This is a genomic window from Mesorhizobium quangtriensis, assembly GCF_040081925.1.
In the GTDB taxonomy this organism is placed as follows: domain Bacteria; phylum Pseudomonadota; class Alphaproteobacteria; order Rhizobiales; family Rhizobiaceae; genus Mesorhizobium_K; species Mesorhizobium_K quangtriensis.
Genome location: NZ_JBEBMF010000001.1, coordinates 1,506,626 through 1,525,022 on the forward strand (window position 1 = coordinate 1,506,626; position 18,397 = coordinate 1,525,022).

Here is an 18,397-nt window from a genome sequence, read left to right on the forward strand (position 1 = left end):
CGGGCCGAGGCAAGCATGGCTGAAACAATCGTCGGCTTTGTCATGAGTGGCGGCGTTGGTTCGCGCCTATGGCCACTATCGCGCGAGGACAATCCAAAGCAGTTCCACGATCTGGCCGGCGACGGGTCTATGCTCGCCAAGACGCTCCGGCGGCTGGCCGCCCGAACCGAAGGGCAGACGCCGGTCTATCTGATCGCCGCCGAAAAACATGCGCAGCGGGTGCATGCGAGCCTCGCTGAAATCGACGCAGCCGGCGGCGGTGCGATCTTTGAACCGGTTGGCAGGAACACGGCCGCGGCGGTTGCGGTAGCAACACTGCAGACCCTTGCTGCGCACGGCGATGCGGTCATGCTGGTCGTCCCCTCCGACCACGAAATCTCGACCGACGCACAATTCTGGAGGACGATTGAGGCGGGCGTCCCGGCGGCGCTCGACGGGCAGCTGGTCGTGTTTGGCATCCAGCCGGCCACGCCGGAGACCGGATATGGCTATATCGAAGTGAGTGCCGGGGGTGACGGTATTCGCGACGTAACGCGTTTCGTGGAAAAGCCCGATCTTGTGCGGGCCGAGGCCTACGTGGCGGCTGGAAATTTCTACTGGAACACCGGCATCTTTCTGTTTCGGGCGAGCGCAATGCGCGATGCTTTCACCAGACTGAGGCCAGATATCTGGAATGCAGCGGAACGGGCCTTCTCGGCTGCCGCGAAAGACTTGTCTGGCCTCTATCTCCCGCTCGACCTCTATACTGAAGTACCGTCCACCTCGATCGATTACGCTATCATGGAGAAGGCGGATCGCATTGCGATGGTTCCGGCGACTTTCCGCTGGAACGATCTCGGCTCGTGGCAGTCGCTGCTCGATGTCGGCCCAGCCGACAAGAACGGCAACGTGATCGTCGGCGACGTGGTCGCAATCGACTGCGAGAACTCCTATTTCCGCAGCGAAGGCAGCCTGCTCTCGGCAATCGGCCTGAAAGATGTTGCCGTCGTTGCGACCCAGGACGCAACGTTCGTCGCCCCGGTGAGCCACAGCCAGAATGTCCGCAAGATCGTCGAGCAGTTGGAGAAGAGCGGCAGACTCGAAACGCGCTTCACGCCAGCTCCCGACCGCGTGATCGAAAGCGGTGCCTGGCGGCGACGCGTGCATCACTGGCTTTTCGAAGAGACGTTGCCACTCTGGTCCACCAAGGGAGTCGACAGGGTACATGGCGGTTTCCACGAAGCGCTTAGCTTCGACGGCGCGCCTCTGCCGAAACCGAAGCGCATGCGCACGATGGCCCGGCAGGTCTATGCCTTCGCCGTCGCCAAGGCGCGCGGCTGGAACGGCCCCGCCGACGATCTGATCGCGCATGGCCTCGCGTTCATGACGCGAAAGGGCCGCACGGAACGAGGCGGATGGGTGCGCACACTGAACATCGACGGCAGCGTTGCAGATGGGATCGAGGACGCCTACGACCACTCGTGTGTCCTGCTAGCCCTTGCCTGGGCGCATCTTTGCGGCAACCCCGACGCGCTCAGATTGGGGGCGGAGACATTCGCCTTCCTCGACAGATGGCTGGAGGATGGCGCCGCCGGCGGCTATCTGGAGACGCCGGCAGGCGACAGGACGCGCCGGTCCAACCCACACATGCATCTGCTGGAGGCATTCCTTGCCTGGCATACGGTCACCGGCGAGGCGCGGCATCTCGAGCGGTCGGGCCGCATCATAGAACTGTTCGGGCGACACTTCTTCGATGCGGACACCTGGACGCTCGGTGAATTCTTCGACGAGAACTGGAAGCCCGAACCCGGCGAAGCCGGCGAATGGACCGAACCCGGCCATCATTTCGAGTGGGCGTCACTTCTGGTCGACTATGCGAAGAAGTGCGGCGAGACAGGTCTGAACGTCCATGCGCGCAAGCTTTATGCCTCGGCGATCGCCAACGGCCTGAACCGGGCAACCGGGCTGGCCTATGGCGCTGTTTCGCGGCATGGCCTGCCGCTCGACCGCCTCTCGCGCAGTTGGCCGCAAACGGAAGCCATCAAGGCTGCGCTGGCGCTCGACGGCGCCGGTGGGCCGGACCTGAAGCCCGAGGTAGAGGCAAGGGTGGGGCGGCTGTTCCGCTGGCACATCGATCCCGCGCCGACGGGCCTATGGATCGACCGCATCGACGAACGTGGTCGCTCGCTCGCCACCGAGGTGCCGGCGAGCATCTTCTATCATCTGGTCAGCGCCTTGACGCAGTACCTCGACGGGACAGAACCGCGCCGTCAGTAGGGACTCGCGACGTCTCCGGTCTCCACATATACGGACTTGATCTGGGAATAGTGGGCGAGCGCGGCCAGCGAGTTCTCGCGGCCTATGCCGGACTGCTTGTAGCCGCCGAAAGGGATTTCGACCGGCGCGAGATTGTAGTTGTTGATCCAGCAGGAGCCCGCCTGGAGATCGGCGATTACGCGATGCGCGCGCGGCAGGTCGCGGGTGAAGACCCCGGCAGACAGGCCGAACTCGGTGTCGTTGGCACGCGCGATCACCTCGTCTTCGCTGTCGAACCTGAAGACCGCCATGACCGGTCCGAAAATCTCTTCGCGGGCAATGCGCATGTCGTCGCGAACATCCGCGAAGATCGTCGGCTCAACATAGAAGCCATTCTCAAACCCCTGCAACGCCGGCACCGCGCCGCCATGGTGCAGCGTTGCGCCTTCCTGCTTTCCGATCTCGATGTAGGACAGCACTTTCTCGTGCTGCGCCTTGTTGATGAGCGGCCCCATCTGCGTGTCGGGATCGAGCGGATCGCCGATGCGGATGGCCTTGGTGCGCTCGGTCAGACGGTCGAGGAAGCGGTCGTGCAAACCGTCCTGCACGAAGACGCGCGTGCCGTTGGAGCAGACCTGACCCGTCGAATAGAAGTTGGCGAGCATGGCGCCGCCGATGGCGTTTTCCAGATCGGCGTCGTCGAAGATGATGAGCGGCGACTTGCCGCCAAGCTCCATCGTGGCGTGCTTCATCAGCGAGCCGGCAAGGCCAAGCACCTTGCGGCCAGTAGGCACGGAGCCGGTGAGCGATACTTTCGCGACGACCGGGTGGCTCGCCAGCGCGTGGCCGACGTCGCCGTAGCCCTGCACGACGTTAAAGAGACCGTCAGGCAAGCCGGCCTCGGTGTAGATCTCGGCAAGCGCCAGCGCCGACAGCGGCGTGTTCTCTGAAGGCTTGAAAACCATCGCGTTGCCCATGGCGAGCGCCGGGGCGGACTTCCAACCCGCTCCCTGTATGGGATAGTTCCATGCGCCAATGCCAACGCAGACGCCGAGCGGTTCGCGGCGCGTGTAGGCGAAGGAACCGCCCAAATCGACGTAGTCGCCATTGTAGCTGCCGACCGCGCCGCCGAAGAACTCCAGCGCGTCGGCTGCCGATGCCGGGTCGGCAACCAGCGTCTCCTGAATCGCCTTGCCGGTGTCGAGCGTTTCGAGACGGGCGAGTTCGTCGTTGCGGGCACGCAAGATGTCGGCGGCGCGGCGAAGGATGCGGCCGCGCTCGACCGGTTTCAGCCGAGCCCATGCCGGCTGTGCCTCGCGGGCCGCCTCGATTGCAAGTTCAACGACGTTTTCGGTGGCGGAGTGAATGGTTGCGATCGTTTCGCCTGTGGCCGGATAGATCACCTGCAGCGCCCTGCCGTGCTCATCCTCCACGAAACTGCCGTTGATGTAATGCGAGGCCTTGGGCTGGGCTTTCATCGGAGAGATCCTTCGCGCTTGTCGCGCTTCCTTAGCATGTTTGGCGGATCAGCGATCGCTTTCACGCCAGCGCGGGTTGATCCACGGTTCCTGATTGGACGGCGGCAGAGGTGTGCGGCCGAGAATGTGGTCCGACGCCTTCTCGCCAGTCATGATGGACGGGCCGTTGAGATTGCCGTTGGTCACACGTGGGAAGATCGAGGAATCGGCGACGCGCAGGCCATCGACACCGATGACGCGGCACTCGGGATCGACAACGCTCGTCGGATCGGATGCACTTCCCATCTTGCAGCTGCCGCAGGGATGGTAGGCGCTTTCGACATGTGCGCGGATGAAGTCGTCCAGTTCGTCGTCGCTCTGAACCTTGCTGCCCGGCGAAATCTCGCGACCGCGGTAGGGATCGAACGCAGCCTGTCCGAAGATTTCCCGCGTGAGCCGGATACAATGGCGGAAATCGCGCCAGTCGTCCGGGTGCGACATGTAGTTGAAGCGGATCTCAGGCTTTGCCCAAGGATCCGGCGAGCGTAGCGTGACGGTGCCGCGCGATTTCGAGCGCATCGGACCGACATGCGCCTGGAAGCCATGACCGGCAGCGGCGGCCTTGCCATCGTAACGCACGGCGGCCGGGATAAAGTGATACTGGATGTCCGGATAATCCACACCGGCTGCCGAACGCACGAAAGCGGCGGCCTCGAAATGGTTAGTGGCGCCGAGGCCGCTCTTGAATAACAGCCACTGCGCGCCGATCAGCGCTTTCGAAAATGGATTGAAGACCGAATTTAGCGTGATCGGCTTGGTGGACTCCTGCTGGATGTAGAGTTCGAGATGGTCCTGCAGGTTACGGCCGACGCCAGGCCTGTCGGCTACGACTTCGACGCCGTTGCGCTTTAGCTCCTCGGCCGGGCCGATGCCGGACAGCAGGAGCAGCTTGGGAGAATTGATCGACGACGCCGCGACGATCACCTCACGTTTTGCCTTAACGACCTGAATCCTTTTGCGAGCTTCGATCTCTACACCGGTGGCGCGTTGATTCTCTATGATCACGCGCCGGGCGAAGCCGCTGACGAGACTCACGTTTTTGCGTTTCATTGCGGGACGCAGATAGGCATTCGCGGCAGACCAGCGTCGACCAAGATGGATCGTCTGTTCCATGGCACCGAAGCCCTCCTGCTTCGCGCCGTTATAGTCGTCGGTCAGTTCGAAGCCGGCCTGATGCCCCGCCTCGACGAAAGCCTGGTAGAGCGGATTGCGCCGCGATCCACGACGGACGTGCAACGGACCATCGCTGCCGCGCCAGCCTTCCTGGCCGCCATGCGAGTGTTCCATGCGCTTGAAGTAGGGAAGCACGTCGGCGAAGGACCAGCCGGTCGCGCCCTGTTCAGACCAGTAGTCGAAGTCGCGCGCGTGGCCGCGCACATAGACCATGCCGTTGATCGAGGACGAGCCACCAAGAACCTTGCCGCGCGGCGTGGCCAGGATACGGCCACCAAGATGCGGTTCCGGCTCGCTGGCGAAACCCCAGTCGTAGAGGCTCATGTTGAGCGGGATCGAAAGCGCCGACGGCATCTGGATGAGCGGGCCGTAGTCCGTGCCGCCGTATTCGATGACGATAACGGAATGCTTGCCGTCCTCCGACAGGCGGTAGGCGAGCGCGGAGCCTGCCGAGCCCGAACCGATGATGACGTAGTCGGCCTCAAGCATCGGCGACATGCCTCATGAAATCGGCGAGGCCGACATTGCCGCCGGTCGCGACGACGAGGACGGTTTTGCCGCTGATATCGACGGACCTACTAAGCAACGCTGCGAGCGACGAGGCTGCGGAGGGCTCCAAGACAAGCTTCAGCTTTTCAAATGCGATGCGCATGGCGGAACGAACTGCATTGTCCGTGACAGTCACGGACAACGCGCCGATCGTGCTCATGGCGGCGAAGGTCGCCACACCGGGCCGGCGCGCCATCATGCCGTCGCAAATCGAGGGAGGCGTGGTCAGGGGCACGGTTTGCGCCGCGCCGGCGGCGAGCGATGCGCCCATGCCGTTGAAGCGCTCCGGCTCGACCACCACCATCCGCGTTTCGGGAGACAGGTATTTGAAGGCGAGCGACACGCCGCTGACAAGTCCGCCTCCGCCGGTTGGAACGAAAACAAAATCGGCGGTGGAGTCACGCCCGTTCAATTGCTCCAGTGCTTCCAGACCGACGCCGGCCTGGCCGGCAACCACCTCGGGATGATCGAATGGATGGAGAAGGGTCAGACCCTCTTCCTCTGCTATCTGGCGGGCTCTCTCGGAAGCGACTTCCTCGCGAGCGCGCGTGCCGTGATCGGTCAGCACCACGCGCGCGCCGTAGCCTGCGGTTGCGTTCCGCTTGGCGGCGGGCGCGTCGATCGGCATAACCATCGTGACCGGAATGCCGAGCCGCTGACCTGACGCCGCGAGGCCCTGCGCAAAGTTTCCCGACGAATAGGCGACCACGCCCTTGCGGGCCTCTTCGGCGCTAAGCGTCTTCAGCCGCCAATAGGCGCCGCGACTCTTGAAGGAGCCGGTCCACTGCAACGATTCCGGCTTCACAAACACGCGTGCCGCGCCACTCAGGGCTGCAATCGCCGGCGCTTCGAGGAGCGGTGTGACAAGCGTCGCCTTTTTTGTCTCGGCATAGGCGCGTTGCAGGTGCTCGACGCCAGGAACGTAATCCGGCTGCATCTCAGTCTGACTCACGGTTTCGAGGTCCGCCAAGGAGACCGGCGACATAGTCTTCGACTATGGCGATGGCGCTCGCGGCGTTGGGGGTGCCGTCCTTAAGTGCGCGCCGGATATAGAGCCCGTCGATCAGCGCTGCGATGGCCTCGGCGGCGCGCTCTGCTTCGGCGCGCGTGACCAAAGCTGCGAGGCCACTCATGAGGTTCGAGTGAAGTCGTCGCGCGTAGATGCGGAGCAGGCGGCGCAATGACTGCGACTTCTGCGCCTCGACGTAGAAGGCCAGCCATGCCGCGATGGTTTCCGGCCGGAACTGCTTGTCGGAAAAATTGATGGCGATCACGGCCGAGACGCGCTCGCGCGGTGACCGCGCCGCCGACAAGGCCTGCCTTGCATCGGCATTCAATTCGGCGAGCAGGTGCCGCATGGTCGCTTGGAGGAGTTCGTCCTTGGCGCCGAAATAGTGATGCGCGAGCGCGGAGGATACGCCGGCGCGCCCGGCGATCTCCGACATGGTGACATCGAGCGAGCCCCGCTCGCCGATCGCGGAAATCGTGGCGTCTATAAGCGCCCGCCGGCGCAACGGCTCCATTCCGACCTTTGGCATGATCATCGCACGGTATTTTTAATTGACGGGTCAATCAATAAAAAATCCGGCAGCCGATAGCGCCTTTGCGCCATCGGTCGCTTTACGAATGCATTGCGGGCGTCCATTTATTTAAAGACGTCAAGCGACGACATTGGGAGAGAAGAAGATGACCGCCTGTATCGTCGGCTGGGCGCATTCACGGTTCGGAAAGCTTGAAGGCGAGACCCTGGAAAGCCTGATAACCGGGGTAGCGCGGGACGCCCTCGACCATGCGGGTATCGGTCCAGATGAGGTTGACGAGATCGTGCTCGGCCATTTCAATGCCGGCTTCTCTCCGCAGGATTTTACCGCAAGCCTTGTCCTGCAGGCGGACGACCGGCTGCGCTTCAAGCCCGCGACGCGCGTGGAGAACGCCTGCGCGACTGGGTCAGCGGCTGTCCGACAGGGTATTCGCGCCATTGATTCCGGTGTCGCAAAAATCGTTCTTGTAGTCGGCGCAGAGCAGATGACCACGACGCCAGCGCAGGACATTGGCAGAAACCTGCTGAAAGCTTCCTATCTGCCGGAAGACGGAGATACGCCGGCAGGCTTCGCCGGCGTGTTCGGCAAGATCGCGCAGGCCTATTTCCAACGCCATGGCGACCAGTCAGACGCGTTGGCGACGATCGCGGCCAAGAACCACAAAAACGGCTTGGGCAACCCGTATGCGCAATTGCGCAAGGATCTGGGTTTCGAATTCTGCCGGCAGGAAAGCGACAAGAACCCATTCGTCGCAGGACCGCTGAAGCGGACTGACTGCTCGCTGGTTTCGGACGGTGCGGCTGCGCTGGTTCTCGCCGAGATTGATGTAGCCGCATCGATGCCGCGCGCCGTCGGATTTCGCGCCAACGAGCATGTGCAGGATTTTCTGCCGATGTCCAAGCGGGACATCTTGCTGTTCGAAGGATGCGAGGAAGCATGGAAGCGGGCGCTCGAAAGGTCGGGCACGACGCTCGGCGACCTTTCCTTCGTCGAGACGCATGACTGCTTCACCATCGCCGAACTCATCGAGTACGAGGCGATGGGGCTAGCCAAGCGGGGTGAGGGTGGCAAGGTGGCGCTTGAGGGGCAGGCGGCGATGGACGGACGGCTACCGGTCAATCCTTCGGGCGGGCTTAAGTCCAAGGGACACCCGATCGGCGCGACCGGCGTGTCGATGCATGTGATGACCGCCATGCAGTTGATGGGCGAGGCTGATGAAATTCAGGTTCCAGGAGCGACGCTCGGCGGCATCTTCAACATGGGCGGTGCGGCTGTCGCGAACTATGTTTCGATTCTGGAGCGGCTGAAATGAACCGTACGGCAATTCTGGCGGGCATGCTGCTGGTAACGAGCGCTGTATGGGCAGCGGATGATCCTCGCACCGTCGGTGAAGCCTTCTGCAAGGCGCGAGAGGCCAACGATGACGATGCGACGCGCGCACTTTTGACGCCTTCGCTGATTGCCGAAGTCGATGCGGCTCAGGCCAGGAGCAATGTGATCGCCAAGGCTAATCCGGACGAAAACCCACCGCTCGGCGACGGCATACCGTATCAGGCGTTTCCCGACGTCCCGAAAGATTGCGTGGTCGGAGATGTCACAGCGGGCGCCGGGTCATCCGAAGTCAAGGTGACCTACAGTTTTCCCGACGCGCCAGACGCGGGCTGGACCGACCGGCTGAAGCTCGTCGCCGAAAACGGGCATCTGATGATCGACGATATCATCTACGCGAATGTCGCGAATGGAGAGCCGGACCTGAGCCTGCGGCAGATTCTTGCGGAGGCTTTCGACTACTAGCGAGGCCGGTGTCAAAACAGGCTGACAGGCCCGTAGGCGGGGACCTTGATCGCAGGATGCGCAATGTCGAACCCTGCGACCAGACCGGCAAAGTGCACCTCAATGCCGCTGCGAAGGCCCAGGGCAAAGCCGGCCAACCCACCGAATGTCACGTGAAGGTCGAGCCAGTCGGGTGCGATGTTGACTGACACGAAGCCCGGCGCGTAGTCGCGGCCAACGGCATTGGACGGCAGTTTGGCGCCGAGTTCCGGGATCGCACGCATCACGTGGGCGACAAAGCTGTTGGAGTTCGGCCCGGGCCAGAGGTGATAGTCGCCGAGTTTCGAGAATCGATAGTCCGCGATGGAGGCTTCCAGTTTTGGAATGAGCCGCGCCGCATCTGCCCCTGTGACCGACGCAACGATATAGGGTGCGTTGGAATACCAGCGGCCGTCGGCGGCGTAGGCGTTGTGGCGGATGGGCGTTCCCCAGCCCACCTTGTCATAGCGGTCGTAACGGTCGGAGCCGGGCTTCTTGATGACGAGCCAGCTATGCAGGGAGAAGGCGCCCTTCAAGCCGCCTGTGCGCGCTGCAAGGACGTGGATCGCGGCCTCATTCTCCTGCGGCACTCGCGGCAGGATGCCGGCAGAAGACCAGTCAGCGTTGCTCCAGGAGGCCGGACGATCCTGAAGGCTCCACCAGCCTGCGGTTGCAAGAGCCGGCAAGATGAACAGACACAAGATCGTCAGCGCGAGATTTCTGAGCAGCCGCATCAAGCCAAACCGATGTTTACAACGCTTCCCATATAGGTTCAGAAAAGCGAACCGCCATTTCGGGTAGAATTATGTCCGATCCAGTCCTGGTCGAAGTGCTACGCGGCGATCGCGTCGAAAGCAGGCATAGAGGAGCAGTCGTGGTCTGCGACGCTTTCGGCGGTGTGGCGTTGGCGGTCGGCGACGTCGAACAGCCGGTTTTTCCACGCTCAGCAGTGAAGGCTATCCAGGCGTTGCCGCTGGTAGAGAGCGGCGCTGCGAACGCCTTCGGCTTCGGAGACGAAGAGCTTGCGCTCGCATGCGCCTCGCACCGGGGAGAAGCCGCTCATGCCGATCTTGCGGCTTCCATGCTGTCGCGGGCCGGCCTCGACGAAACCGACCTGGAGTGCGGTTCGCACTGGCCGTTCAACCAGGATGCGATGGTGAGCTTGGCGCGCTCGGGAGGCACGCCGTCCCAGTTGCACAACAACTGCTCTGGGAAACATTCGGGTTTCCTGTGCACCTGTCGTCATCTGCGGATGAACCATCGCGGCTATGTCGGCTTCGACCATCCGATGCAGGGCCTGATCCGCGAAGCGATGCAGGACGTGACGGGTGCCGACCATTCAAGGGAAAACAGCGCGATCGATGGCTGTTCCATCCCAACGCATGCGGTCCCCTTGAAGAGTCTTGCCGTAGGCTTCGCAAAAATGGCGACAGGCGAGGGGCTGTCGCCGGCTCGCGCCAAGGCGGCAAGGCGCTTGCTCGGTGCGTGCATGGCAGAACCCTTCTTCATGTCGGGATCGGACTCGCTGGACATGCCGTTGATGCAGGCTGCGCCAGGGCGGATATTCGTAAAAAGCGGCGCTGAGGGAATGTTTTGTGCGGCGCTTCCGGAACTCGGGCTGGGCATGGCGCTGAAATGCAATGATGGCGCAGGCCGCGCGGGCGACGCGATCATCGCTGCGGTCCTGGCGCGATTGTTGAAGGCTGATGTCGAACTCTCGGCGAAACTGACCGAGATGGCCAATCCAGTCGTGCCAAGCCGCAGGGGAACGCCGGTCGGCCGGATCAGACCGACAAAGGACCTTCTGTCGTGAGCAGGGCCTTTACCCGTGAAGACAACAACGAGAACGCCGTCGCCGATCTTGGCGAACGGCCGGTCAGCTCGCATCGAAATCTGGTTACGGAAGCCGGACTGGCGCAGATCGACGACACCATCCGGACTCTGCGCGAAGACCTGGCGAGAGCCGACCCGGCTACAGACCGTCAGCGTATCGCCGTGCTGTCGCGCGACCTTCGCTACTGGATCGCCAGGCGGGAAAATGCCGAGATTTCCATCCCTGATCCCGACAGCCCCGTCGTGCGCTTCGGCATGACCGTGACGATCGAAGGCGAAGATGGGCGCAAGAGAAGCTGGAAGATTGTCGGCGAAGACGAGGCGGATGCCGCCACAGGCAGCATCTCTCATGTCTCGCCGATGGCCCGGGCAATGTTCGGGACGACCGTGGGCGACATCGTGACAGTCGGCGACAAGGAATGGGAAATCACTGATCTTGGCGCGACGAACGCTTCGTCCTGAGTTTCGCCGACCTAAAGCTGCAAAAGCTTGTCCATGAGCCTTTCAGCAGCTTCCGGGATAACCGTTCCCGGCGGGAAAATCTCTTCGGCCCCCGCTTTCCGAACTGCGTCGAAATCCTGCGGCGGAATGACGCCGCCGGCAACGATAACTGTCCTGCGCGCGCCCAGCCTGTCGAGTTCTTCGCGCAGTTCCGGAATCAGCGTCAGGTGCCCCGCAGCGAGAGACGACGCGCCGACGATATGGACGTCGTGATCGACCGCCAGATGCGCGATCTCCGCAGGCGTCTGGAACATTGCGCCGACGGTGACGTCGAAGCCGAGGTCGGCGAAGGCGGTGGCGATCACTTTCTGGCCGCGATCGTGTCCGTCCTGACCCATCTTGGCGACGAGGATGCGGGGCTTGGAGCCGGTCTTCTTCTCGAATTCTTCGACCTTGGCGGCAACGCGATCGGCGAGGGGGTTGTCGCCGAGTTCCTTGCGATAGACACCTGAAATCGTCTGCACCGTCGCGACATGCCGGCCGAAAGCCTTCTCCAGCGCGAAGGATATCTCGCCCACCGTGGCGTGAGCGCGCGCGGCGCGAACGGCAAAGTCGAGCAGGTTGCCGTTGCCGCTTGCGGCGCCTGTCAGGGCGTCGAGAGCTTGTTCTACGGCTGCGACATCGCGCGTACCCTTGAGCATCTGCAACTTCGAAAGCTGGCGCGCCCGAACCTCCGCATTGTCGACTTTGAGAACATCGACCTCGATATCCTTTTCGGGGCGCCACGCGTTGACGCCGACGAGAATCTGCTCGCCGGAATCGATGCGCGCTTGGGTGCGGGCAGAGGCTTCCTCGATGCGCGCCTTCGGTGTGCCTTTTTCAATGGCGGCTGCCATGCCGCCAAGCGCCTCGACTTCCTCGATATGGCTCATTGCCCTTGCCGCGAGCTCCTGTGTCAGCCGCTCGACATAGGCAGAGCCTCCCCATGCATCGATGATGCGCGTGGTTCCGGACTCCTGCTGCAGGATGAGCTGCGTGTTACGGGCGATACGCGCCGAATGGTCGGTCGGAAGTGCGAGCGCTTCGTCAAACGCGTTGGTGTGCAGAGATTGCGTGTGGCCTTGCGTGGCGGCCATGGCCTCGATCATCGTGCGGACGATGTTGTTATACGGATCCTGCGCCGTGAGCGACCAGCCGGAAGTCTGGCAATGGGTGCGCAGCGACAGCGAGCGCGGGTCCTTCGGCGAAAAGTTCTTTTGGAGAAGCGCGGCCCACAGAAGGCGAGCAGCACGCAGCTTGGCGACCTCCATGAAGAAGTTCATGCCGACGGCCCAGAAGAACGACAGGCGCGGCGCGAAACGGTCTATGTCGAGCCCCCCGGCTATGCCGGCGCGCGCGTAGTCTATGCCGTCGGCAATGGTGTAGGCGAGTTCGAGGTCGGCCGTCGCTCCGGCTTCCTGCATGTGGTAGCCGGAAATCGAGATCGAGTTGAACTTCGGCATGTTCCTCGACGTGTAGGAGAAAATGTCCGACACGATCCGCATCGAGGGCTTCGGCGGATAGATGTAGGTGTTGCGGACCATGAACTCCTTGAGGATGTCGTTCTGGATCGTGCCGGCGAGATCCTTCTGCGCGACACCCTGTTCTTCCGCCGCGACGATGTAGAGCGCGAGGATCGGCAACACGGCGCCGTTCATGGTCATCGACACGGTCATCTCGCCAAGCGGGATCTGGTCGAAGAGCTGACGCATGTCGAGAATGGAATCGATCGCCACGCCGGCCATGCCGACATCGCCCGCCACTCGCGGATGATCGCTGTCGTAGCCGCGATGGGTGGCGAGATCAAAGGCGACCGAGAGGCCTTTCTGGCCGGCGGCGACGTTGCGGCGATAGAAGGCGTTGGACTCCTCGGCGGTGGAGAAGCCGGCATATTGGCGAACGGTCCACGGCTGTCGGACGTACATGGTCGGGTAGGGGCCGCGGATATAGGGCGCGATGCCTGGCCATGTGTCGAGAAAGGGCAGTCCGGCAAGGTCGTTTGGGTCGTAGGCGCGCTTGACCGGAATTCCCTCCGGGGCTTTCCAGGCAGCTCCTTCGACTGCGCCCGATCTGGATTTTGGGTCGCTCCACGCGATCTGGCTGAAATCGGGGATCATGACTGGTTTCCGATCAGCTGGTCGATGCGCAGGGCTTCGAGCTTCGGGCAATGCACCGCGCCGTCGGTCGGCATCGGTCGTTTCTCGGCGGCGAGCGTCTCGACGGGCTTTTCGCTGGCAAGCCTGTAGATCGTCGTGCCCACGATCTGGCGTTCGCCGGCGCGGAAATTCCCGACACGTTCGTCGCGAGCCTCGACGATGCGCCGCTGCAGCTTGCCATCGGCAAGGCTTCTGAGAATTCCGCCTTCGCTCTCGACCGCACGGAACTCGTCCCAGGCCTTCTCGCAGAGCGCGTCGGTAAGCGCCTCGATCGAGCCGGACCCGGAGGAGGGGTCGGCAACGAAATCGAGGTGGCTCTCGGATGCTGCGACAAGCTGTGTGTTGCGAGCGATCCTGCGTGCAAAGCCGGTCGGCAGACCGTGGGAGATGGTGTGTGGCAGGACCGAGATCGAATCCGCACCTCCAACGGCAGCGGCGAAACAGGCAATCGTCGAGCGCAGGATGTTGGTCTCGGGGTCGGCCGCCGTCATCATCCGCCAGGATGTCTCTGCATGGATTGTTGCCGGGGACGGGGGGATGGAGCAGACCTCGAGCAGCCGCGCCCATAGTTTGCGGAGAGCACGAAGTTTGGCTATCGAGACGAACTGATCCTGATCGGCGCTAGTGGCGAAGCCGATGTGCGGCGATGCATAGACGAGAGCCTGCCGCGCGTCTTCGAACAGCCTGAGATGCGCCGCCGCCGACGCGAGCATCGCGCCGAGTTCCTGCGCCTCCGTGGCGCCGGCATTGTGGTAGACGCGGCCGTCAGCTTCCAGAAGCACACCCGGAATGCCGAGCGCGAAGAAATGCGCGAGCGACGGCGGCATGGAGGCCTGCAGCGCCTCTATGCTCATTGCGAGCCGACCTGTGCTGCCGAAGATTGCGGCGGGATCGATGCCGAAGGACAGATTGAGCTTCGCCGGGTCGATACGACGGCGGCCAAGCAAAGCAACAAGCCAGTCGGCTGCGGCACGGCTGGCGGGGTGGACATCCAGTCGAATGTAGGTGCGGGCCAGCGGTACCTCGGCAAGTACGAACTCCAGCGCTTCCGCCGAAGCCGGCAGTCCGCAACCAAAGGCGTTCGGCGCACCCTCGAAGACGAGCGACAGACCTGTAGCGCCTTGCTCTATGTCTTCCAGGACCTGCCTGTTGGCGCGCGCCGGGTCGGGGTCGTCGACGCGCTGGACCACGGTCCATGGCGCCCCGGGAAGCTTTCGCGGCTCCAGGGAGCCTGTCGGATCGCGTTCCAGGATAGGGTCTATGCGGATGCCATCGTCGGTGTGCGAAACAAGCGCGGCATCAAGCGATTGGCCGGCAAGTGTCTTTTCCGCAAGCGCCTGCCACAAATCACGATTCGCTGTCGGAAATTCGATCTCGCCGAGTACCCTGGCCAGATTCATGCATATCCTCGCAGTCGTCGGTTCGACACGCCACTGTTCAACGCGACGACATGGCTTGTGGCGTGTTGTGCCCCGGGGGTCAAGCTTTGCCATTGTCGCTGCCGGATGCCGCAACTATACCTTCGTTGAAAGCGGCAGCGACGCCACGGGATGAAGAGGCAGGTGATGGCAGACGACAGCATTTTTCTCGGAGCGAGCCGCAAGCCGGACGACAGCTACCAGAAGCCCGAAGAACTGCTGCTGAAATACGGCAACCGGCACGGGCTGGTGACCGGGGCGACGGGAACCGGCAAGACGGTGACGCTGCAGGTGCTGGCCGAAGGCTTTTCCAATCAGGGCGTCCCGGTATTCTGCGCTGACATCAAGGGCGACCTGTCCGGCATCGCTATGATGGGCGAGGCCAAGGACTTTCTGCTGAAGCGCGCCGAGCAGGTGAAGCTGGACCCATACGAGTTCCAGGAATTCCCGGTCATTTTCTGGGACCTGTTCGGAGAGCAGGGGCATCCTGTTCGGGCGACCGTTTCGGAGATGGGCCCGCTTCTGCTGTCGCGGCTGATGAACCTCAGCGACGCGCAAGAGGGCATCATGAACATCGCCTTCAAGATCGCCGACGAGGAAGGCCTGCTGCTGCTGGACATGAAAGATTTGCAGGCGCTGCTTGCCAACATCGCCAGCCGCGCCGACGAGATAAGTGGTCGCTATGGCAATGTGACGAAACCTTCCGTCGGCGCGATCCAGCGCAATCTGCTGGTGCTGGAGCAACAGGGCGGCCAGAACTTCTTCGGCGAGCCGGCGCTGAAAATTTCCGATATCATGCGCACGACGCGGGACGGACGCGGGGCGATCAACGTGCTCGCCGCCGACAAGCTGATGCGCAATCCGCGGCTCTATTCCACGTTCCTGCTTTGGCTGCTCTCGGAGCTTTTCGAGGAATTGCCGGAGGTAGGCGATCCCGATCGACCGAAACTCGTCTTCTTCTTCGACGAGGCGCATCTTCTGTTTGACGAGGCACCGCGCGCGCTGGTGGATCGCGTGGAGCAGGTGGTGAGGCTCATCCGCTCGAAAGGCGTCGGCGTTTATTTCATCACCCAGAATCCGCTTGACGTTCCGGAGTCGGTTCTGGCGCAGCTCGGCAATCGCGTGCAGCATGCGCTGCGGGCCTATACCCCGCGTGAGCAGAAGGCCGTGAAGACCGCTGCTGACACATTCCGCCCGAACCCGGATTTCAACTGCGCGACCGCGATCACGCAACTTGGCACCGGCGAGGCGCTGGTCTCCACGCTGGAGGCCAAGGGCATACCCTCGATGGTCCAGCGTACCCTGATCCGTCCGCCTGCCTCGCGCATTGGACCCATTACCCCGCAGGAGCGCTCGCAATTGATGGCGGAAAGCCCGGTAGCTGGCCAGTACGAGAAGGCCATCGATCGCGAATCGGCTTGCGAAATCCTGCAGAAGAGAGCCGAAACCCGGCAGACCGAGCAGGCAAAGCCCGCGGAAACGCAGGGTGGGTCACGGTGGACGCTGCCGGATTTTGATGATGCCGCTTCAGGGACGAACTCAGGTTCAGGAAGCGGGTCGCGGCCGAGTGGCAGAACAAGCCAGCCCGCCCCGCGCGAACGAGCTCCTCGTCCCTCTAATCGCCAGAGCGTGTCGGAAGCCGCCATCAAGTCCGTGGTGCGGTCGGTGGGTAGTTCGCTTGGCCGCGCGATCGTGCGCGGTATCCTTGGCAGCCTGAAGCGGTAGCGATCAGGCGTAACCGAGCCCGTTGGTGACGACGATGGGTGCCTTTCCGGGTACCCGGTCGTACAGGTCGATGATGTCCTGATTCATCAGGCGAACGCAGCCTGAAGACACCGACTTGCCGATAGAATTCCATTCCGGCGAGCCGTGAAGGCGATATAGCGTGTCCTCGCCGTTCTGGAAGATATAGAGCGCGCGGGCGCCTAGAGGGTTGTCGAGGCCGGGCGGCATGCCACCGTAGTCCACGCCATATTTGGCAAGTTCGGGCTGACGGCTGATCATTTCAGCCGGCGGCGTCCATTTCGGCCACTTCTGCTTCCACTGGACATTCGCGCGCCCAGACCATTCGAAGCCGGCACGACCCAAGCCGACGCCGTATCGCATGGCTTGGCCGTCTCCCAGCACCAGATAGAGGAAGTGCTCGGAGGTATCGACGACGATCGTACCGGCATGCTCTCCGGTTGGGTCCTGCACCACCTGTCGCAGATAACGCTTGTCCATCCGCTCGATCGGTACGGCTGGCACCTCATAGCCGCCGTCATATACGGGGCCGTACATCGTTGCGTAGCTGCCGAAGGCCGACCCACCCATGTCCTGAGGGGGCGATGGCTGCACATAGGCGACCGGCGCGACTGTGGCGCAGGCTGACAGGCTCACGCTTGCGACTCCCACGGCCGCGAGGCCCAAGAAGCTACGGCGGGACAGTTGCGCGCCGGTCGGAAAGGAGGTGGACATGTTTTTCTTGCTCTTCTGGAATCGCAGGCTGCACGGCAATGGCACATCCCGGTAACCAACGAGATACCGGGACGGTTCCAGATCACCCGCAAATCAGGCTGCAGCTTGTGCAAAGGAAGGCAAAGATGAGACCGCCAGCAGATGTGGCCGATGGGCCACGCGACAGCCTGTCGCTATCGAGGCGTCCCCAGCCTGCTGGCCTCAACGATTCATGAGGATGCATGGTTGACGCAAAGCACGGAAATAATGTCACTAACGCCTTCGGAAACTGACGGATATTTCTCCATGACTCTTGCCGCTGCCGCGCAAACCCTGACCTGGACCTATGTGGACGGTGATTGGTACGAGGGTAACGTGGCGCTGATAGGGCCGCGCAGCCATGCAATGTGGCTGGCCTCGTCCGTATTCGATGGGGCACGCTGGTTCGAAGGCGTGGCACCCGACATCGACCTGCACGCACAACGCGTCAACGCGTCTGCCATAGCGCTTGGTATGAAGCCCACAATGTCCGTCGAGCAGATTGTCGGCCTGACTTGGGAGGGCATAAAGAAGTTCGACGGAAAGACGGCGGTGTACATCCGCCCCATGTATTGGGCCGAGCATGGCGGCTACATGGGCGTGCCCGCCGATCCTGCCTCGACGCGGTTCTGCCTGTGCCTCTACGAAGCACCAATGCTTCCGCCGTCGGGTTTCTCGGTCACCGTTTCGCCGTTTCGCCGTCCGACCCTCGAAACCATGCCGACCAACGCGAAGGCGGGTTGCCTTTACCCCAACAACGGGCGTGCGATCCTTGAGGCCAAGATGCGCGGATTCGACAATGCGCTTGTGCTCGATATGCTCGGTAATGTCGCCGAGACCGGTGCGTCGAACATTTTCCTCGTCAAGGACGGGCAAGTGATGACTCCTGCGCCGAACGGCACCTTTCTCTCCGGCATCACGCGGGCGAGGACGATCTCGCTTCTGGGAGACTATGGGTTCCGGACGACAGAGAAGACGCTGAGCGTGCGCGATTTCCTGGAGGCCGACGAAATCTTCTCGACGGGCAACCATTCAAAGATTGTGCCCATTATCCGTATCGAAGACAGAAATTTGCAGCCTGGACCCGTCGCCAAGAAGGCCCGGGAGCTTTATTGGGAATGGGCGCATTCGACGCCAGCGGGTTAGCGCACTAGATAACCCGATGGCCTCGTTTGAGGCGCAAGGATTTTAAAGGCCCCGATCTGGAT

Annotated in this window: 15 protein-coding genes; 7 read left to right on the forward strand and 8 right to left on the reverse strand. The window is 62.5% G+C overall.

Translation table 11 applies throughout. The annotated features are described in order from the left end of the window. Window positions 1-15 precede the first annotated feature (15 nt). Window positions 16-2,256 (forward strand): mannose-1-phosphate guanylyltransferase/mannose-6-phosphate isomerase, encoded by a 2,241-nt coding sequence (locus tag ABMA32_RS07330; RefSeq protein ID WP_349013044.1) that lies wholly within the window; start codon window positions 16-18, stop codon window positions 2,254-2,256. On the opposite strand, the gene betB is transcribed toward ABMA32_RS07330, so the two are convergent. Genes betB through betI form a run of 4 tightly spaced genes read right to left on the reverse strand, consistent with a single transcriptional unit; the run spans window position 2,250 to window position 7,012 of the window. Next, complete coding sequence (gene betB, locus ABMA32_RS07335; protein ID WP_349013045.1) at window positions 2,250-3,713, reverse strand: betaine-aldehyde dehydrogenase; 1,464 nt, start codon at window positions 3,711-3,713, stop codon at window positions 2,250-2,252. The genes ABMA32_RS07330 and betB overlap by 7 nt on opposite strands. A gap of 48 nt (window positions 3,714-3,761) precedes the next feature. Beyond that, window positions 3,762-5,414: a choline dehydrogenase gene (gene betA, locus ABMA32_RS07340; protein WP_349013357.1), complete on the reverse strand. Its 1,653-nt coding sequence runs from the start codon at window positions 5,412-5,414 to the stop codon at window positions 3,762-3,764. Beyond that, the gene (locus ABMA32_RS07345; protein WP_349013358.1) at window positions 5,407-6,411 is read right to left on the reverse strand and encodes a threonine/serine dehydratase family protein; all 1,005 of its coding nucleotides are present in this window, start codon (window positions 6,409-6,411) and stop codon (window positions 5,407-5,409) included. Before ABMA32_RS07345 ends, betA begins: the two co-directional genes overlap by 8 nt. Window position 6,412: 1 nt before the next feature. Next, the gene (gene betI, locus ABMA32_RS07350) at window positions 6,413-7,012 is read right to left on the reverse strand and encodes a choline-binding transcriptional repressor BetI (RefSeq protein WP_349013046.1); all 600 of its coding nucleotides are present in this window, start codon (window positions 7,010-7,012) and stop codon (window positions 6,413-6,415) included. 148 nt (window positions 7,013-7,160) lie between these two features. Between betI and ABMA32_RS07355 the strand changes: the two genes are divergently transcribed. Together ABMA32_RS07355 and ABMA32_RS07360 are read left to right on the forward strand one after the other, a co-directional pair. Further along, a complete protein-coding gene (locus ABMA32_RS07355; protein ID WP_349013047.1) occupies window positions 7,161-8,327 on the forward strand; it encodes an acetyl-CoA acetyltransferase in 1,167 nt (388 codons plus the stop codon). Further along, window positions 8,324-8,809 (forward strand): hypothetical protein, encoded by a 486-nt coding sequence (locus tag ABMA32_RS07360; protein ID WP_349013048.1) that lies wholly within the window; start codon window positions 8,324-8,326, stop codon window positions 8,807-8,809. Before ABMA32_RS07355 ends, ABMA32_RS07360 begins: the two co-directional genes overlap by 4 nt. Window positions 8,810-8,820: 11 nt before the next feature. Here ABMA32_RS07360 and ABMA32_RS07365 read toward each other — a convergent pair whose 3' ends face one another. Then, the gene (locus ABMA32_RS07365) at window positions 8,821-9,561 is read right to left on the reverse strand and encodes a DUF3750 domain-containing protein (protein WP_349013049.1); all 741 of its coding nucleotides are present in this window, start codon (window positions 9,559-9,561) and stop codon (window positions 8,821-8,823) included. A 71-nt stretch (window positions 9,562-9,632) separates the two neighbouring features. On the opposite strand from ABMA32_RS07365, the gene ABMA32_RS07370 reads away from it, so the two are divergent. Together ABMA32_RS07370 and greA are read left to right on the forward strand one after the other, a co-directional pair. Then, window positions 9,633-10,640, forward strand: coding sequence for an asparaginase (locus tag ABMA32_RS07370; RefSeq protein ID WP_349013050.1), 1,008 nt, complete (start codon window positions 9,633-9,635; stop codon window positions 10,638-10,640). Beyond that, window positions 10,637-11,122, forward strand: a complete 486-nt coding sequence (greA, locus tag ABMA32_RS07375) for a transcription elongation factor GreA (protein WP_349013051.1) — start codon at window positions 10,637-10,639, stop codon at window positions 11,120-11,122. The genes ABMA32_RS07370 and greA overlap by 4 nt, the downstream gene beginning before the upstream one ends. A gap of 11 nt (window positions 11,123-11,133) precedes the next feature. On the opposite strand, the gene scpA is transcribed toward greA, so the two are convergent. Together scpA and ABMA32_RS07385 are read right to left on the reverse strand one after the other, a co-directional pair. After that, the gene (scpA, locus tag ABMA32_RS07380) at window positions 11,134-13,257 is read right to left on the reverse strand and encodes a methylmalonyl-CoA mutase (RefSeq protein ID WP_349013052.1); all 2,124 of its coding nucleotides are present in this window, start codon (window positions 13,255-13,257) and stop codon (window positions 11,134-11,136) included. Further along, entirely contained in the window at window positions 13,254-14,696 is a 1,443-nt protein-coding gene (locus ABMA32_RS07385) for a methylmalonyl-CoA mutase subunit beta (protein ID WP_349013053.1), read from the reverse strand. Before ABMA32_RS07385 ends, scpA begins: the two co-directional genes overlap by 4 nt. A gap of 165 nt (window positions 14,697-14,861) precedes the next feature. Between ABMA32_RS07385 and ABMA32_RS07390 the strand changes: the two genes are divergently transcribed. Next, window positions 14,862-16,439, forward strand: a complete 1,578-nt coding sequence (locus ABMA32_RS07390) for a helicase HerA-like C-terminal domain-containing protein (protein WP_349013054.1) — start codon at window positions 14,862-14,864, stop codon at window positions 16,437-16,439. A 3-nt stretch (window positions 16,440-16,442) separates the two neighbouring features. Here ABMA32_RS07390 and ABMA32_RS07395 read toward each other — a convergent pair whose 3' ends face one another. Continuing rightward, window positions 16,443-17,171, reverse strand: a complete 729-nt coding sequence (locus ABMA32_RS07395; RefSeq protein ID WP_349013055.1) for a L,D-transpeptidase — start codon at window positions 17,169-17,171, stop codon at window positions 16,443-16,445. Between the two features lie 285 nt (window positions 17,172-17,456). Between ABMA32_RS07395 and ABMA32_RS07400 the strand changes: the two genes are divergently transcribed. Continuing rightward, a complete protein-coding gene (locus tag ABMA32_RS07400; protein WP_349013056.1) occupies window positions 17,457-18,335 on the forward strand; it encodes a branched-chain amino acid aminotransferase in 879 nt (292 codons plus the stop codon). The last annotated feature ends 62 nt before the right edge of the window (window positions 18,336-18,397 follow it).

Coding starts and splice junctions, on each gene's coding strand:
- betB (WP_349013045.1), bottom strand. CDS start 3,713: ATGAAAGCCCAGCCCAAGGCCTCGCATTACATCAACGGCAGTTTCGTG.
- betI (WP_349013046.1), bottom strand. CDS start 7,012: ATGCCAAAGGTCGGAATGGAGCCGTTGCGCCGGCGGGCGCTTATAGAC.
- ABMA32_RS07395 (WP_349013055.1), bottom strand. CDS start 17,171: ATGTCCACCTCCTTTCCGACCGGCGCGCAACTGTCCCGCCGTAGCTTC.
- betA (WP_349013357.1), bottom strand. CDS start 5,414: ATGCTTGAGGCCGACTACGTCATCATCGGTTCGGGCTCGGCAGGCTCC.
- ABMA32_RS07385 (WP_349013053.1), bottom strand. CDS start 14,696: ATGAATCTGGCCAGGGTACTCGGCGAGATCGAATTTCCGACAGCGAAT.
- ABMA32_RS07365 (WP_349013049.1), bottom strand. CDS start 9,561: ATGCGGCTGCTCAGAAATCTCGCGCTGACGATCTTGTGTCTGTTCATC.
- ABMA32_RS07330 (WP_349013044.1), top strand. CDS start 16: ATGGCTGAAACAATCGTCGGCTTTGTCATGAGTGGCGGCGTTGGTTCG.
- ABMA32_RS07355 (WP_349013047.1), top strand. CDS start 7,161: ATGACCGCCTGTATCGTCGGCTGGGCGCATTCACGGTTCGGAAAGCTT.
- ABMA32_RS07360 (WP_349013048.1), top strand. CDS start 8,324: ATGAACCGTACGGCAATTCTGGCGGGCATGCTGCTGGTAACGAGCGCT.
- ABMA32_RS07390 (WP_349013054.1), top strand. CDS start 14,862: ATGGCAGACGACAGCATTTTTCTCGGAGCGAGCCGCAAGCCGGACGAC.
- ABMA32_RS07400 (WP_349013056.1), top strand. CDS start 17,457: ATGACTCTTGCCGCTGCCGCGCAAACCCTGACCTGGACCTATGTGGAC.
- scpA (WP_349013052.1), bottom strand. CDS start 13,257: ATGATCCCCGATTTCAGCCAGATCGCGTGGAGCGACCCAAAATCCAGA.
- ABMA32_RS07370 (WP_349013050.1), top strand. CDS start 9,633: ATGTCCGATCCAGTCCTGGTCGAAGTGCTACGCGGCGATCGCGTCGAA.
- ABMA32_RS07345 (WP_349013358.1), bottom strand. CDS start 6,411: ATGCAGCCGGATTACGTTCCTGGCGTCGAGCACCTGCAACGCGCCTAT.